The 14,252-nt window shown below is 57.4% G+C and carries 20 protein-coding genes; 16 read left to right on the forward strand and 4 right to left on the reverse strand.

Translation table 11 applies throughout. The annotated features are described in order from the left end of the window. From ACR0D7_RS07910 to ACR0D7_RS07925, 4 genes are all read left to right on the forward strand, one after another. On the forward strand, nt 1-113 hold a 113-nt coding region (locus ACR0D7_RS07910), incomplete at its 5' end, for an EF-Tu C-terminal domain-related protein (RefSeq protein WP_480428719.1). Between the two features lie 422 nt (nt 114-535). Further along, nucleotides 536-715, forward strand: coding sequence for a type II toxin-antitoxin system HicA family toxin (locus ACR0D7_RS07915; protein ID WP_480678544.1), 180 nt, complete (start codon nt 536-538; stop codon nt 713-715). Then, nucleotides 712-1,212 carry a type II toxin-antitoxin system HicB family antitoxin gene (locus tag ACR0D7_RS07920; protein ID WP_480678545.1) on the forward strand — a complete coding sequence of 167 codons (501 nt, stop codon included), beginning with the start codon at nt 712-714 and terminating at the stop codon, nt 1,210-1,212. The genes ACR0D7_RS07915 and ACR0D7_RS07920 overlap by 4 nt, the downstream gene beginning before the upstream one ends. Beyond that, complete coding sequence (locus ACR0D7_RS07925) at nt 1,199-1,639, forward strand: hypothetical protein (RefSeq protein WP_480678546.1); 441 nt, start codon at nt 1,199-1,201, stop codon at nt 1,637-1,639. Before ACR0D7_RS07920 ends, ACR0D7_RS07925 begins: the two co-directional genes overlap by 14 nt. Nucleotides 1,640-1,782: 143 nt before the next feature. Here ACR0D7_RS07925 and rpe read toward each other — a convergent pair whose 3' ends face one another. Beyond that, nucleotides 1,783-2,472 (reverse strand): ribulose-phosphate 3-epimerase, encoded by a 690-nt coding sequence (gene rpe, locus ACR0D7_RS07930; protein ID WP_480678547.1) that lies wholly within the window; start codon nt 2,470-2,472, stop codon nt 1,783-1,785. Between the two features lie 163 nt (nt 2,473-2,635). On the opposite strand from rpe, the gene phnC reads away from it, so the two are divergent. The 5 genes from phnC to ACR0D7_RS07955 all read left to right on the forward strand — a co-directional run bounded on the left by phnC (nt 2,636) and on the right by ACR0D7_RS07955 (nt 7,397). After that, nucleotides 2,636-3,457, forward strand: coding sequence for a phosphonate ABC transporter ATP-binding protein (gene phnC / locus ACR0D7_RS07935; RefSeq protein WP_480678747.1), 822 nt, complete (start codon nt 2,636-2,638; stop codon nt 3,455-3,457). Nucleotides 3,458-3,523: 66 nt separating this feature from the next. Next, nucleotides 3,524-4,426 (forward strand): phosphonate ABC transporter substrate-binding protein, encoded by a 903-nt coding sequence (phnD, locus tag ACR0D7_RS07940; RefSeq protein ID WP_480678548.1) that lies wholly within the window; start codon nt 3,524-3,526, stop codon nt 4,424-4,426. Between the two features lie 67 nt (nt 4,427-4,493). Continuing rightward, a complete protein-coding gene (phnE, locus tag ACR0D7_RS07945; protein WP_480678549.1) occupies nt 4,494-5,375 on the forward strand; it encodes a phosphonate ABC transporter, permease protein PhnE in 882 nt (293 codons plus the stop codon). Further along, entirely contained in the window at nt 5,372-6,739 is a 1,368-nt protein-coding gene (gene phnE / locus ACR0D7_RS07950; RefSeq protein WP_480678550.1) for a phosphonate ABC transporter, permease protein PhnE, read from the forward strand. Before phnE (ACR0D7_RS07945) ends, phnE (ACR0D7_RS07950) begins: the two co-directional genes overlap by 4 nt. A gap of 22 nt (nt 6,740-6,761) precedes the next feature. Continuing rightward, complete coding sequence (locus ACR0D7_RS07955; protein WP_480678551.1) at nt 6,762-7,397, forward strand: LbetaH domain-containing protein; 636 nt, start codon at nt 6,762-6,764, stop codon at nt 7,395-7,397. 89 nt (nt 7,398-7,486) lie between these two features. Here ACR0D7_RS07955 and phnF read toward each other — a convergent pair whose 3' ends face one another. Continuing rightward, nucleotides 7,487-8,197, reverse strand: a complete 711-nt coding sequence (phnF, locus tag ACR0D7_RS07960; protein WP_480678552.1) for a phosphonate metabolism transcriptional regulator PhnF — start codon at nt 8,195-8,197, stop codon at nt 7,487-7,489. Between the two features lie 102 nt (nt 8,198-8,299). Here phnF and phnG point away from each other — a divergent pair, with 102 nt between their 5' ends. Genes phnG through ACR0D7_RS07975 form a run of 3 tightly spaced genes read left to right on the forward strand, consistent with a single transcriptional unit; the run spans nt 8,300 to nt 10,428 of the window. Next, nucleotides 8,300-8,758, forward strand: coding sequence for a phosphonate C-P lyase system protein PhnG (gene phnG / locus ACR0D7_RS07965; RefSeq protein WP_480678553.1), 459 nt, complete (start codon nt 8,300-8,302; stop codon nt 8,756-8,758). Beyond that, nucleotides 8,758-9,333 (forward strand): phosphonate C-P lyase system protein PhnH, encoded by a 576-nt coding sequence (gene phnH, locus ACR0D7_RS07970; protein WP_480678554.1) that lies wholly within the window; start codon nt 8,758-8,760, stop codon nt 9,331-9,333. The genes phnG and phnH overlap by 1 nt, the downstream gene beginning before the upstream one ends. A gap of 3 nt (nt 9,334-9,336) precedes the next feature. Next, nucleotides 9,337-10,428, forward strand: coding sequence for a carbon-phosphorus lyase complex subunit (locus tag ACR0D7_RS07975; protein WP_480678555.1), 1,092 nt, complete (start codon nt 9,337-9,339; stop codon nt 10,426-10,428). A gap of 2 nt (nt 10,429-10,430) precedes the next feature. On the opposite strand, the gene ACR0D7_RS07980 is transcribed toward ACR0D7_RS07975, so the two are convergent. Beyond that, complete coding sequence (locus ACR0D7_RS07980) at nt 10,431-10,619, reverse strand: hypothetical protein (protein ID WP_480678556.1); 189 nt, start codon at nt 10,617-10,619, stop codon at nt 10,431-10,433. A gap of 43 nt (nt 10,620-10,662) precedes the next feature. Here ACR0D7_RS07980 and ACR0D7_RS07985 point away from each other — a divergent pair, with 43 nt between their 5' ends. The 4 genes from ACR0D7_RS07985 to ACR0D7_RS08000 are packed head-to-tail and all read left to right on the forward strand — an operon-like array spanning nt 10,663 to nt 13,543. Next, nucleotides 10,663-11,523 carry an alpha-D-ribose 1-methylphosphonate 5-phosphate C-P-lyase PhnJ gene (locus tag ACR0D7_RS07985; RefSeq protein ID WP_480678557.1) on the forward strand — a complete coding sequence of 287 codons (861 nt, stop codon included), beginning with the start codon at nt 10,663-10,665 and terminating at the stop codon, nt 11,521-11,523. Next, complete coding sequence (gene phnK, locus ACR0D7_RS07990) at nt 11,520-12,290, forward strand: phosphonate C-P lyase system protein PhnK (protein WP_480678558.1); 771 nt, start codon at nt 11,520-11,522, stop codon at nt 12,288-12,290. The genes ACR0D7_RS07985 and phnK overlap by 4 nt, the downstream gene beginning before the upstream one ends. A 24-nt stretch (nt 12,291-12,314) precedes the next feature. After that, on the forward strand, nt 12,315-12,998 hold the full coding sequence (gene phnL, locus ACR0D7_RS07995; protein ID WP_480678559.1) for a phosphonate C-P lyase system protein PhnL: 684 nt from the start codon (nt 12,315-12,317) through the stop codon (nt 12,996-12,998). After that, the gene (locus ACR0D7_RS08000; protein WP_480678560.1) at nt 12,995-13,543 is read left to right on the forward strand and encodes a phosphonate metabolism protein/1,5-bisphosphokinase (PRPP-forming) PhnN; all 549 of its coding nucleotides are present in this window, start codon (nt 12,995-12,997) and stop codon (nt 13,541-13,543) included. Before phnL ends, ACR0D7_RS08000 begins: the two co-directional genes overlap by 4 nt. Here the strand turns inward: ACR0D7_RS08000 and ACR0D7_RS08005 are convergent. Further along, complete coding sequence (locus ACR0D7_RS08005) at nt 13,525-14,208, reverse strand: DUF1045 domain-containing protein (RefSeq protein WP_480678561.1); 684 nt, start codon at nt 14,206-14,208, stop codon at nt 13,525-13,527. The two genes, ACR0D7_RS08000 and ACR0D7_RS08005, sit on opposite strands and share 19 nt — an antisense overlap. Between the last annotated feature and the right edge of the window lie 44 nt (nt 14,209-14,252).

Here is a 14,252-nt window from a genome sequence, read left to right on the forward strand (position 1 = left end):
CGTTCGGCGTTGAGCTGATCGCGCCGATCGCGATGGAAAACGGCCTGCGCTTCGCGATCCGCGAAGGCGGCCGCACCGTCGGCGCCGGCGTTGTCTCGAAAATTATTGAATAATCACGGTAGGCCGGGCTTCAGCCCGGCACACCGTTGAACTAAAGAAGGCCGTCCCACAAAGGGGCGGCCTTTTTCCTACAATGGACAAGCAAAGTAGATTTGATGTTTGTCGAATCAAAAAACGTCGCTCGCGTACATGCAACTTATTCTAGAAGTGTTTCCTTGACACTCTGCTGCTCATGCTCGAATACTCCGACTACCTTGGATCAAGATATAGTGGTTCAGAGTCAAAGGATTACATTGGATGCTTCAGCACACGGGATGTTACACAAAGGTGTATAAACCGAACGCACTTTTTATTTGCAATTTGGACTTTGAGGGTTCAGTAACTAATTATAGTTACACGGCGAACTGAGATGTCATCACACGAAAAGCTTGTGAAGCGTCTCAAGACGCGACCAAAGGACTTTAAGTGGACGGAAATGAAAAGGCTTCTTTCCCAACTCGGATACGAGGAATATGAGGGGCGAGGTTCTCGAAAGTGTTTTAGAGGAAACGGGCTGCCACAAATTCGGCTCCACGAACCACATCCTCAACCCACAATGAAGCACTATGCCGTTAAAAGTGTCTGTAAACTGCTGGAAGAAGCGGGTCTGATATGAGCGATATGAAATACAAGGGATACTTGGGATCCACAGACGTGGAGGTTCAAGACAATGTTCTGCATGGCAAACTTCTCTTCATCAAAGACCTAGTTACTTATGAAGCGAGTACTCCGTCGGAGCTTAGAACGGCTTTTGAAGAAGCTGTTGATGACTATCTGGAGGATTGCGCGGAGCGGGGCATTGAGCCTGATTCACCTTTCAAAGGGCAATTCAATGTGCGTGTCGCACCAGAATTGCATCGTCAACTTGCAGTTTGTGCACGTTCACATGGTAAATCCATGAATGAGTATGTTGCTGATGTTTTGCGTTGTCATGAAGAAATGGGAGAAAACGGCCAACTTAAATCGAAGGGTGAGCAACAGTTTATTCTGCTAGCCGCGCCCAACGTAGATACTTCGGTAGCGGAGGTAAAAAGCCGCGCCGTTATTTCAACTGGCCGTTCGCACGGAGCATCAGGTTGGGTTTCATCAGGTATGACCAATGCCAAGCATTAAATTCTTATCTGCTGTTCTGTGCGAAGAAGTACGTAGAGAAGCTAACGGGAGAGCCATTTTAATCGGTGCTGGAATGATCGGTCCAGAGCTGTCTGTCGAGCAAGAAACTGAAATTCCACGCATCGCGTTTTACGTGGAATCTGAAATTGTGGATTTGGAGGAAGTTTGGTTCCGACTAATATGTCCCGACAACGGCGATACACCAATAGAAGTGGATATGAGTTTTCAACCGATGCATCGAATAAGGGAAGAAAACTCTGTGGATTCGCCGCCTGAGGGGGCGACTATTGCTGCGGCCTTAGTCTTCAATAATGAAAGAGTGAAGTTTAAAGGGCCCGGTGTCTATGAACTGCAATACAAGATTGCAGGCGAAGATTGGCATTCAGTGAAAGACTTCCCTTTTCCAGAGGCGAGCGCTGAAAACTAAGTTTGGTATCCCCCTTGCCAATCTCCTCCAACCCCGTTGATACGCGGGAGTTATCAATAAGAACGTCAAGGCGGGGTGATTTCCGCCTTTTGGGTTCGATTAGGGTTAGCGATGCGTGTTTGAGACGTAAGACAAGCTCAGGGTCAGGACACGCTTGCCTCAGCCGCTGCTCGAACGGCCCGGATGTTCTCACCGTATACCTCGGGTTGATCCACTGAACCGCCCTTGAAGACAGCCGACCCTGCGACCAGCACGTCGGCCCCCGCTGCGGCAACCAAAGGCGCGGTTTTCGGGTCAACACCACCGTCAATCTCGATATGCACCGGGCGGTCACCGATCATGTCACGCAGCTTGCGAATCTTGTTGGTCATGTCGATGAACTTCTGGCCGCCAAAGCCAGGGTTCACGGTCATGACGCAGACCAGATCGGTCAGATCCAGCAGATGCTCGACCGCCTCGGCAGGCGTGCCGGGGTTCAGAGCAACACCGGCTTTCATGCCCGCCGCGCGGATGGCCTGCAGGGTGCGGTGGGTGTGAGGTCCGGCCTCGACATGGGCGGTCAGGATATCGGCACCTGCATCGGCATAGGCCTGAATGTAGGGATCAACCGGCGTGATCATCAGGTGAACGTCCATCACCGTCTTCACATGCGGGCGGAACGCCTTCACCGCCGGGGGGCCGAAGGTCAGGTTCGGCACAAAATGGCCGTCCATTACGTCCACATGGACCCAGTCAGCGCCCTGGGCTTCAATGGCTTGGATCTCGGCGCCGAAATTGGCGAAATCGGCGGACAGGATCGACGGAGCGATCTTGATGGTACGGTCAAAGCTCATGGTGGCCTCGTAAAAGCTGGAGAGTCGCGGTCGCATATACCTGCGTGCCGCCGCAATGGATAGCCCCTGTGGCTCTCGCGCCGTTACAAAACTTTCACCGCCCTGACACATAGTCGTTGAGCAGCGTCTGTAGCTGATCGCCAACATGAACTGGGGGTGGCACGTGCTGCGGATCGAGAAACTGACCAAACGCTTTGGTGAAAATGTAGCTGTGGACGCGGCGACGCTGGATGTGGACAAACCTTGCATGATCGGGATTATCGGTCGGTCGGGCGCGGGCAAGTCGACCTTGCTGCGGATGATCAACCGCCTGACAGATTCCAGCGAAGGTCGGATCCTGTTCGAAGGGCGTAATGTGACCCAGTTGAAAGGTCGCGACAAACGCGTGTGGCAGGCCGATTGCGCGATGATCTTCCAACAGTTCAATCTGGTGCCACGCCTGGATGTGGTCTCGAACGTGCTGCACGGCACGCTGAACCGCCACTCGACCCTGGCGACCATGTTCAACCTGTTCCCGATGAATGAAATTCACCGCGCCATCGACATTCTGGACCGTCTGGGCATTGCGGAACACGCGCCCAAGCGGGCCGAGGCCCTGTCGGGCGGCCAGCAGCAGCGGGTCGCCATTGCGCGCGCCCTGATGCAAGACCCCAGGATCATTCTGGCGGATGAGCCCATCGCCTCGCTTGACCCGATGAACGCACAGGTGGTGATGCAGGCGCTGCGCCGTATTCATGAAGAGGACGGCCGCACCGTCATCGCCAACCTGCACACGCTGGACACCGCACGCCGGTACTGCGACCGTGTGGTCGGCATGCGCGACGGGCGTATCGTCTTTGATGGACTTCCCGAACAGCTGACCACCGGCGTTGCCCGTGAAATCTACGGTGCCGATGCCAGCTTCTCGGAAGAGGCGACATCGACCGAGATCGAAACTCTGGATGCCACCCAGAAGGCCCTGATGGAAGCGGAAGCCACCATCTGAGCCACTAACCCCCTTTCATCGCCCGGTCCGATGAAAGGCCGGGGCAATCAAACTGGAGAGAGACAGATGAAAAAACTGATTGCTGCCTTTGCGGCGACCACGGCGCTGGTTGCGCCGGCCATGGCTGAGGAAATCAGCGAGTTCCGCATTGGTATTCTGGGCGGTGAGAACGCTCAGGACCGCCTGAACAACAATGAATGCCTGCGTGAATACACCGAAGAGGCGCTGGGCGTAGAAACCAAGCTATTCGCACCTGCCGATTATAATGGCGTGATCCAGGGCCTGCTGGGCGGTACCATTGACATGGCGTGGCTGGGTGCTTCGGGCTATGCGAAGACTTACCTGTCCGACCCAGAAGCGGTTGAGCCGGTTCTGGTTAAGGTGAATGTTGATGGTGGCTATGGCTACTACTCGGTCGGTTTTGCCCGCAAGGACAGTGGTATCACTTCGCTGGACGACATGAAGGGCAAGGCATTTGGTTTCGGCGACCCGAACTCGACCTCGGGTTACCTGATCCCGTCGATCGAAATTCCCGTGGCGACTGGCGCGACCATGGAGTCGGGCGACTATTTTGGTGAAGTGAAGTTCACCGGCGGCCACGAACAGACAATCGTTGCCGTGAAAAATGGTGATGTTGATGGCGGCGTGACCTGGGCCGATGGTCTGGGCAACTGGGAAGACGGCTATAACTCGGGTGCCCTGCGCCGCGCTGTTGATGCCGGTCTTGTCGACATGAACGACATGGTCGAAATCTGGAAGTCGAAGCCGATCCCGGAAGGTCCGGTTGTACTGCGCACAGGGCTGCCAGCCGACGTCAAAGAGAAAATGACTGCCTTGATGGCTGGTCTGCATGAAAAAGACCGCGACTGCTTTTATGGCGTAGCCGCAGGTGAAGCCAAGGCGTTCGAGCCGATCACGCATGGCGCCTACGAAGTCATCATCGAAGCACGCAAGCTGAAGTCCAACTAAGCGCGCATATCCAAAGATCGGGGTCCGGTGCCAAACCGGGCCCCATTTTTCCACTCAGGAGCATTCCATGACAGACCTGACTGCTGGGCCCTCGATCGTCGATCAGATCCGCGACGACTATACCGCGATGGCACGTCGCAAGAGGGTCTATGGTGGCATCCTTCTGATCCTGTTCGTGGCCATGATGGCCGCAGGTTTCCGCACGGCCGACAGCCGCAATGCGGGCAGCTTCATCGAGGGCTGGCACAGGATATTTGACTACCCGGCTGAGGTTCTGTCGGAGGCGTGGGAAAAGATCGCCGAGATGCCTGAAAACCTTTTTGAGTTCTTTCCGGCGCTGATTGAGACATTGAATATCGCTGCCGCCGCGACGCTGGCCGGTACAATTGTTGGGATGTTCCTATCGCTGATGTCGACGCGCGGCATGGCCTACTGGCCCACACTGATCCCGCTGTTTCGACGTATCTCGGACATCTTCCGAGCGATCCCGGAAATCGTCATCGCCTTGGTCCTGATATTCATTCTGGGTGGTGGCCCTGTACCTGCGATGATCGCCATTGCAATCCACACGGCTGGCGCGTTGGGCAAGCTGTTCTCTGAGGTCAACGAAAACGCGTCGCTAAAGCCGGTCGAGGGGTTGCAGTCGGTCGGCGCCAACTGGTCGCAACGCATGTATCTGGGCGTAATCCCACAGGTCGGACCGAACTATGTCAGCTACGCCTTACTGCGGTTCGAGATCAATATCCGCGCCTCGGCCATCCTGGGTTTCGTAGGTGCCGGAGGTCTGGGCTATGAGCTGCGCAACGCGATGTCCTGGGGGCAGGGGCGTTATGACGAAGCGGCTGCCATTTTCATTTTGTTGTTCGTCACAATCGTCATCGTCGATCAGATCTCAGGCTACCTTCGCGACCGTCTGGCTCACGGTTCGGAAAAAGGAGCCTCGGCATGAGTACCTTTGCAACTAATCTGACCACCGCTGAGCTAAAGGCAGAGGCGGACCGCCTGTTCAGTCGCAAGCGGGTGGTGAACTTTGGCCTGCCTGCAATGGTTCTGGTCTACTTAATTTACGTGTTCTTTGCCTTCGATGTGCCGGGGTTGGCTGCTCGTGCGAATTGGGAAAACGGCAAGACGCTGGTATCGGATAGCTACAGCTACAAAACCCATATCACGCGCGATAACCGCTCGGGCGAAGTGTCTGCGGCCATCGAAGGTGAGCGTAAGGGACGGTACTCCGAAGGCAAAGCGCCCGATTGGGTGTTGCTGGGCGAGACCACAGTGATTGATTTGGAAGATGGTCACGTCGTGCGTTTTGGGCCGGAAACGATTGAGTATGACATACCGGGCTATGGCGTCGTAAGGGCAACCCCATCCCGCTCAGCTGGTGTGCAGGCGCAATTGCCGACAGACGAGGCTCCGGACTGGATCAACGTCTCCAAGAACAGATTGGCGATCACCACGGATGCTGGTCGCCTGACCGTGACCCGCAACCGGTCTGAAGTGTTCCGATATTTCACCGGGTGGGAGCTGTTCTGGTTCACGCTCGATAGCCCCTATTATGGCAAATCCTTCCCTGAATTGGTTGGGCGCGCGGCGCAAGGTGAGGGCGGTGCAATACTGAAAGATTTCTGGACCAATAAGATGTGGCGGCATCAGGATGTGGCTTGGGCGATCTTTGAAACTATCCTGATGGCGTTTCTCGGCACCTTGGGGGCGGCCATGGTGGCCCTGCCGCTGGCCTTCATGGCGACGCGTAATTTTAACCCAATGAAATCCGTACGTTTTGCGACCCGTCGCGTGTTCGACTTTGTTCGGGGGGTGGACGCGTTGATCTGGACCGTGGTTCTAGCCCGTGCTTTCGGCCCTGGCCCGCTGACCGGGGCATTGGCCATTCTGGTTACGGATACTGGCACATTCGGCAAGATTTTCTCGGAAGCGTTGGAGAATGTGGACCAGAAGCAGATCGAAGGGGTGCAATCGACAGGTGCCAACGCGCCGCAACGATACCGCTTTGGCGTGATCCCGCAAGTGACGCCGGTGCTGTTGAGCCAATTGCTCTATTTCCTCGAATCCAACACGCGCAGCGCCACCGTGATTGGCGCGATCACGGGCGGAGGGATCGGTCTGCTGTTAACGCAGGCGATCATCACGCAGAAGGACTGGGAAGAGGTCGCGTATTACATTGTCCTGATCATTCTCATGGTGATGCTGATGGACTGGTTCTCGGGTTGGCTACGCAAGCGCCTGATCCGCGGTGAGACGAGAAAACAGAGAAAGCTACGCGATCCCAAAGCAAAACCGCTTTTACTGCCCTGAGTGGCGAAAAAGGATAAAAACAATGGCACGCCTTCGTCCGGACCAGCCGTTCATACATTCCGATTGCCAGATCACTGGCAGCAGCTTTGGGGAGTATGTAGAGATTGGAGCAGGCAGTCGCATCGCCAATTCGGTCTGGGGCGATTACTCCTATTGCGATCGGACCTGCGATATTGCCAATGCCGAGATTGGAAAGTTTGCCAATATTGCCAGTTTCACCCGGATCGGGGCGACCGATCATCCTTTGGAGAAGGCGTCTTTACACCATTTCCTGTACCGCTCGGCCGACTATTGGGATGACGCACAGAATGATCCGGATTGGTTCGCACATCGCGCCAGCCGCACAGCGAAAATCGGGCATGACACGTGGATTGGGCATGCGGCAATTATCAAACCCGAAGTGACGATTGGGCACGGAGCCATTGTCGCGACTGGAGCGGTAGTTACCAAGGATGTTCCCCCTTACACCATTGTCGGTGGCGTTACGGCTCAACCTATCCGCCGTCGTTTCTCCGAAGTGATTACCGCGCGGATGCTGGCCTTGGAATGGTGGGATTGGGACAACCAGCGTCTGCGCTCAGCGTTACCCGATTTTCGGACATTGAGCGCTGAGGCTTTTCTCGAAAAGTACGAGTTGACCGTCGCCTCGGCAGTGTGAAGGCTCCCGCACTTGCGGGAGCATCTGCTACGCCCAACGGGATGAGACCTCCGGTAGGAAGTCGAAGACAGGCGGAAAACCCACGCTGCCTATTCGTCATTCACGGTCAAGGTAACGCGCTCTCCGGCGAAAACAGTGCGCCCGTATTCAACGGGTAACCCCTCCAGATTGGCGTTGATACCTGCCGAGAACAGCACGGGCGCACCCTGAGGTAACCGTAGATGCAGCGCCTGTGTTGCCGTTGCAGCCCTTGCCGTCAACCGAGTTGAGGTACGCGTATAGTCGGTGACGCCACAGCGGTGCAGCGCCTTGGTGACAGAATTCGTATCTTGTAGCGCTTCGAGGATATTGGGCAGGCGACCTGCTGGGAAAATGCTTTGAAACAGGGCAATGGGCTGCCCATCAGCAAGCGACAGCCCGTCATAGACGTGCACCGCATCGCCCTGAGCAATCTGCAGTGCGTCTGCCTCAGCTTCATCTGCCGCGCGCGTTGTCAGGGACAGGATCGTCTTGCCCGGTATCTTGCCACTGGCCGAGATGCTTTTGTGGTACCGGACCCGCTTGCCGATCGGATAGTCGGTTGGCTGCGTGGCCACGAATACTCCTGCGCCGCGCCTTGAGTGCACTAACCCTTGTTCTGCCATCTCTGACAAGGCGCGCCGGACCGTGTGCCGGTTGACCCCGTGCTGCGCCGCTAGCTGTGCCTCGGTCGGCAGCCGATCGCCAGTGCGAAATCGCCCTTCGGCTATGTCCGAGGTGAGGCTCAGCGCGATGCTTTTCCAGATCGGGGTTTTGCTCATGTCATCAAACTTTCACACACCCGCGATTGCGAGTCATTCCCTTGAGGTGTAACATTTGTCTAGTTGTATAGTTCACATGGACAACCCGGCCAAGAGGTTTTGATGGCGGATCAACGGAACATTGCGCAGACCGCGCGCAAGGAGTGGATGGGCTTACTGGCCCGAGCCCCGGAAGAGGCTCTTATGACGTTGTGGGGCGAATTCGAAACGCCCCCCAGATTTGACTGGCTTCGCAATCCAGAGGTGGGTGGTGTGATGGTCCGTGGACGGACTGGTGGCACTGGCACGCCGTTCAATCTGGGTGAAATGACGGTCACGCGGTGTTCGCTGGTATTGCAGGACGGCACAGTGGGGCATGGCTATGTGCAGGGGCGCTCCAAGGGTAAGGCTGAAGTTGCGGCGCTGATTGATGCCTTGATGCAAACCGAAGCCGCCACAGAGGTCCGAGCGCAGATTATCGCGCCGCTCAGCCAGCAGATGCAGGCATCCAAGACGGCGCGGGCGGCCAAGGCAGCGGCCACCAAGGTCGAATTCTTCACAATGGTTCGGGGAGAGGACTAATGAGCGCCCAAACCCGATTCTCTGGCGGTTTCCAGAACGCACCAGTCGATGCGGCCCACGCCTTTCGTGCTGCCATGACAGTTATGGCCCGTCCAGGTCAGATCCGCACGGTCGCCGGTAGTGTGCCGCCGGCCCCCTTGTCAGTGGCGGCTGGAACGTTGTTGCTGACGCTCTGTGACCCAGAGACCAAGGTGCATTTGGCTGGCAAAGCCAATACGGACGCAGTGCGACAGTGGCTGGCCTTTCACACCGGGGCTCTTCTGTCGGACGCGACCGAGGCGGATTTTGCAGTCGGAACCTGGCAAGATCTTGGTCCCTTGGATCAGTACCGCATTGGCGCGGCTGAATATCCCGACCGGTCGGCGACCTTGATCGTTGAATGCACCAAGCTGCAACAGGCGGGCGCTGCGCTGTCCGGACCGGGGATCAAGGGCACGGCTTTTCTCTCATTGCCGGATGTCCCGCGGTTTCAGCGCAACGCGGCGCTCTATCCGCTGGGGTGTGATTTTTTCTTCACCTGCGAGGACAAAATCGCGGCCCTGCCGCGCAGCACGCAGATTAAGTTGGAGGGCTAGGCCATGTACGTTGCTGTAAAAGGCGGTGAAAAGGCCATCGAGAACGCTCATGCCTGGCTGGCCGAAGAACGACGCGGATCGACCGACATTGCCGAGTTGAGCATCGCGCAAATCCGCGAACAGTTGAGCCTGGCTGTAAACCGGGTGATGGCCGAAGGGTCCTTGTTCGATCCCGATCTGGCGGCATTGGCGATCAAACAGGCGCGTGGTGATCTGATCGAAGCGATTTTTCTGATCCGCGCCTATCGCACGACTTTACCGCGGTTCGGTTATTCGAACCCGGTGGAAACGGGTCAGATGACCTGTGACCGCCGCATCTCGGCCACCTTCAAGGATGCGCCAGGTGGGCAGGTTCTGGGGCCGACCTTCGACTACACGCACCGATTGCTGGATTTCAAACTTGCGGCTGAAGGAGAGGTTCCCGATGCACCCGAAGGCCAACCTCGGACAGAGCCGACACCACACATAACCGAGTTTCTGCAAGGTGAAGACATTATTCAGGACGAACCGGTCAGCGACGCCATTCCGGGTGACCTGACCCGTGAACCGATGGAGTTTCCGGCCGGTCGGCCCTTGCGTTTGCAATCGCTGACGCGTGGGGATGAGGGTTTTGTTCTGGGCATGGCATATTCGACTCAGCGTGGCTATGCCCGCAACCATGCCTTTGTTGGCGAGTTGCGCATCGGCAAGGTTGCGGTTGAGATGGGCATCCCTGAACTGGGCTTCGCGATCGATATCGGCGAGGTTGAGCTGACCGAATGCGAAACGGTGAACCAGTTCACGGGCTCCAAGACCGAACCGCCGCAGTTCACGCGCGGCTATGGTCTGGTTTTCGGCCAATCAGAACGGAAGTCCATCGCCATGGCGCTGGTTGACCGCGCGCTGCGCTGGAAGGAACTGGGCGAGGACAATCTGGGTGCCCCCGCGCAGGATGAAGAATTTGTTCTCAGCCACGCGGACAACATCCAGGCCACCGGATTTCTCGAGCACATCAAACTGCCACATTACGTGGATTTCCAGTCTGAGCTGGAACTTGTCCGCAAGCTGCGCCGCGAAGCCGAGGAGCGGATTGCGCCAAAGGAGGCTGCGGAATGAGTTCAGTCGCCTTCGAGATAGTCCGTGCGCGCGCCGACGCCGTCCGATTCTGTCGTATTGCGGTTTGCTCTCTGCCGCGCCGTAGAGTCGTACTCCCCTCGGCGAAGCTTAATGAAAATGGAGATAAGTCTGGCGGACATCGCCACGAGGATGAGCATTGCGATTGCGACAACCCAGATCTCGGTACTCATTCAAAACCCTTACCTAGTTCACATTACAATAACGGGTATTTCTATGTCTGAGTACAACTTTGCATATTTAGACGAACAGACCAAGCGAATGATTCGTCGGGCCATTCTTAAAGGTTTGGCTGTGCCCGGTTATCAGGTGCCTTTCGCCAGCCGCGAGATGCCGATGCCTTATGGCTGGGGCACAGGCGGAGTGCAGGTTTCGGCCGCGACGCTGACACCGGAAGATACATTCAAAGTGATTGATCAGGGCGCGGATGACACGACGAACGCAGTCTCGATCCGCAAATTCTTTGAGAACACCGCAGGTGTTGAAACGACCGAGGAAACCGAAAAGGCAACGGTCATCCAGACCCGTCACCGCATCCCCGAGGCAAAGCTGAGCGAAGATCAGATACTCGTCTATCAGGTGCCGATCCCTGAACCTCTGCGCTTTCTGGAACCGCGCGAGACCGAGACGCGCAAGATGCATAGCCTCGAGGAATATGGGCTTATGCACGTGAAGCTGTACGAGGATATCAGCCAGCACGGTGCGATTTCGACGTCGTACGCCTATCCGGTGAAAGTGTCGGGGCGCTATGTGATGGACCCATCCCCGATCCCGAAATTCGACAACCCCAAATTGGAAATGGAAGCGATCCAGTTATTTGGGGCGGGGCGTGAGCAGCGGATTTATGCAGTGCCGCCGCATACGAAAGTGGTGAGCCTCGACTTCGAGGATTACCCGTTCGAGGCCACAAAGGCCGAACACCCCTGCGACCTATGTGGGGCCGAGGACAGCTATCTGGACGAGGTGATCATGGATGACGCGGGCAAACGGATGTTTGTCTGTTCGGATACCGATTACTGCCGGTCCCGCCGCACGGCGGGCCATGCGGGCCGATTGGCCGAGGAGGGCGCGGCATGACACCGCTGTTGCAAGTCAAAGGTATCGAGAAACGCTATGGTGCGCGGATCGGCTGCACGGATGTAAGCTTCGATCTCTACCCCGGTGAGGTGATGGGGATCGTCGGAGAAAGCGGGTCGGGCAAGTCGACCCTGCTGAATTGTATGGCGGGGCATCTGGAGCCTGATGCGGGTCAGGTTGTCTTTGACACCCGAGCTGGTGGGCCGATGGATACGGTGACTATGCCCGAACCGGAACGTCGGATGCTGGGGCGCACCGATTGGGCTTTTGTCCACCAGCACGCCCGAGATGGGCTGCGTATGTCAGTGAGCGCGGGCGGGAATATTGGTGAGCGCCTGATGGCTGTGGGCGACCGCCACTATGGCGGCATCCGTAACAAAGCGATCGACTGGCTGGACCGCGTCGAGATCGAAGAAGGCAGGGTGGATGATCGTCCCACAGCTTTCTCCGGTGGAATGCAACAGCGCCTGCAAATCGCGCGCAATCTGGTCACGGGACCTCGGCTGGTGTTCATGGACGAACCGACTGGAGGGCTGGATGTATCAGTTCAGGCACGGCTACTGGACCTGCTTCGCGGGTTGGTACGTGAAATGGGCTTGAGCGCCATTATCGTTACTCATGACCTGGCCGTGGTGCGCCTGTTGGCGGATCGGCTGATAGTGATGAAAAGCGGTCATGTGGTTGAGGCTGGTCTGACTGATCAGGTGCTGGACGATCCGCAACATGCCTACACGCAGTTGCTTGTGTCCAGCGTTCTGCAGGTTTGAGTATTTTTGAAAAGATGAAGTGCGATGATTGAGCTTAGAGACGTCAACAAGAGCTTTACCCTGCACAATCAGGGCAGTGCAGTGATCCCGGTGATGGAAGGGGCATCGCTGAAGGTTGCGCCCGGTGAATGTGTGGCCCTGACCGGGGCATCGGGGGCAGGTAAGTCCACCCTGATGCGCGTAATCTACGGAAACTACCTAGCGGCCTCGGGTCAGGTTTTGGTCGCCGGTCTGGATGTGGCACAGGCCGAGCCGCGCGAGATTCTGGCGCTGCGACGCGAGACTTTAGGCTATGTAAGTCAGTTCCTGCGCGTCGTGCCGCGTGTTCCTACGCTGGAGGTGGTGGCCGAACCGTTGTTGGCCGCTGGATGCGACAAGACTGAGGCACTGGACAAGGCGGCGTCCTTGTTGGCGCGGCTCAATATCCCTGAGCGTCTATGGAGGCTCAGCCCGACGACCTTTTCCGGGGGGGAGCAGCAACGGGTGAATATCGCCCGTGGCTTTGCGCATGAGTATCCGGCGGTGCTGCTTGATGAGCCTACGGCCTCGCTGGATGCGCAGAACCGCGAGACTGTCTTGTCGCTGATCGAAGAGGCCAAGACGCGCGGGACTGCGATCGTGGGTATCTTCCACGACGTCGGCGCGCTCGAACGGGTCTGCGACCGTGAGATCAACGTGTCGGAATTCACCCCCGGAGTGGAGGCATGACCCTTGCGCCAGTCATCGCAGTTGTTGGCCCTTCCGGCGTTGGCAAGGACAGTGTGATGGAAGCGCTCGCAGCGTCTTCGCCCGGTATTCATCGGGTGCGCCGGGTGATCACACGGCCCGAGGGGGAAGAGGGTGAAGATTTCGACCGGGTATCTGCTGAGCGTTTTCGGCAGTTGGTTGCCGAGGGTGCCTTTGCCCTGCACTGGCTCGCCCATGATCTGTTCTACGGGGTGCCCAAGCGTATCGAAGACCTCAGGCAACAAGCGGATGCGGTATTGGTGAATTTGTCCCGTTCGGTTCTGATGCACGCGCAGGAAGAGTTTGGTGATTTGATCGTGATTTCACTGATTGCGGATCCGGATATTCTGGCACGGCGCTTGTCGGCTCGTGCGCGAGAGAATGCGACCGAACAGGCGCGACGTCTGGCCCGCGCCAAGGCCCCTCTGCCTGACGGGTTGACCCGAGTGATCGAGATCGACAACTCGGGACCGCTGGACGCCACGATCAACGCAATCCTTACGCAGCTTCAGCCGGAGAGGGCGTAGCGATGGATCAGGTGAAACCGGCCATCCGCAGCCTCACCCACCAGAGCCAGATCTTTGATTTGAAACGGGGTGGGCAGCAGGGGTGCCAGTTGCGCTTGCAGCGCGTCCTGAGTCGCCACCAGCGTGGGTTTGTCCAGCTTGCCGCTGAGGGTAATGTGAAACCGAAAGGACCCAATCACATATGGATAGCCCCATTGCACAAGGTTGGCGTCCTGTTCCGCCGACAGCCCGTTGGCGCGACGACGGTCCAGCTCGGCCAGTGGCGCAGGGGCGCGAAAGCCGTCAAGATCGCGCACGCAGGCTGCGGCCAGGGTGTTCAAAGCGGTTTCATCTCCTACTGGGCGCAAGGCCAGAAAACGACCCAGGCGTGCAATCTGCAACCCGCCCAGCGTGACGGCGGGCTGCGTGGCCGCAAGCCGCGTGCAGGCCTCGGACAATGCCTCAATCGTTTGCCCTTCGTGCAGGCGGAAGGGCGGCTTCATCGTTGCATGCAGCCCATATTTTCGCGGCACATCGGTCACGGCTGCTACGTCCACGCCGTCGACCACTGGATGGTCGCAGGTCCTACCCGCCTCCATGTCCCAGCCCAGCCAGTTGGTGGTGAATTTCGTCCATTCCGCGTCTGCGGGTGGCGCAAAATAGATCGCGTATCGCGTGAATGTCACAGTGGCCTCCTATGTGTGGCCTTGCCAATAGCTCAAATCGTGTG

Source organism: Ruegeria sp. BB7 (assembly GCF_056539365.1).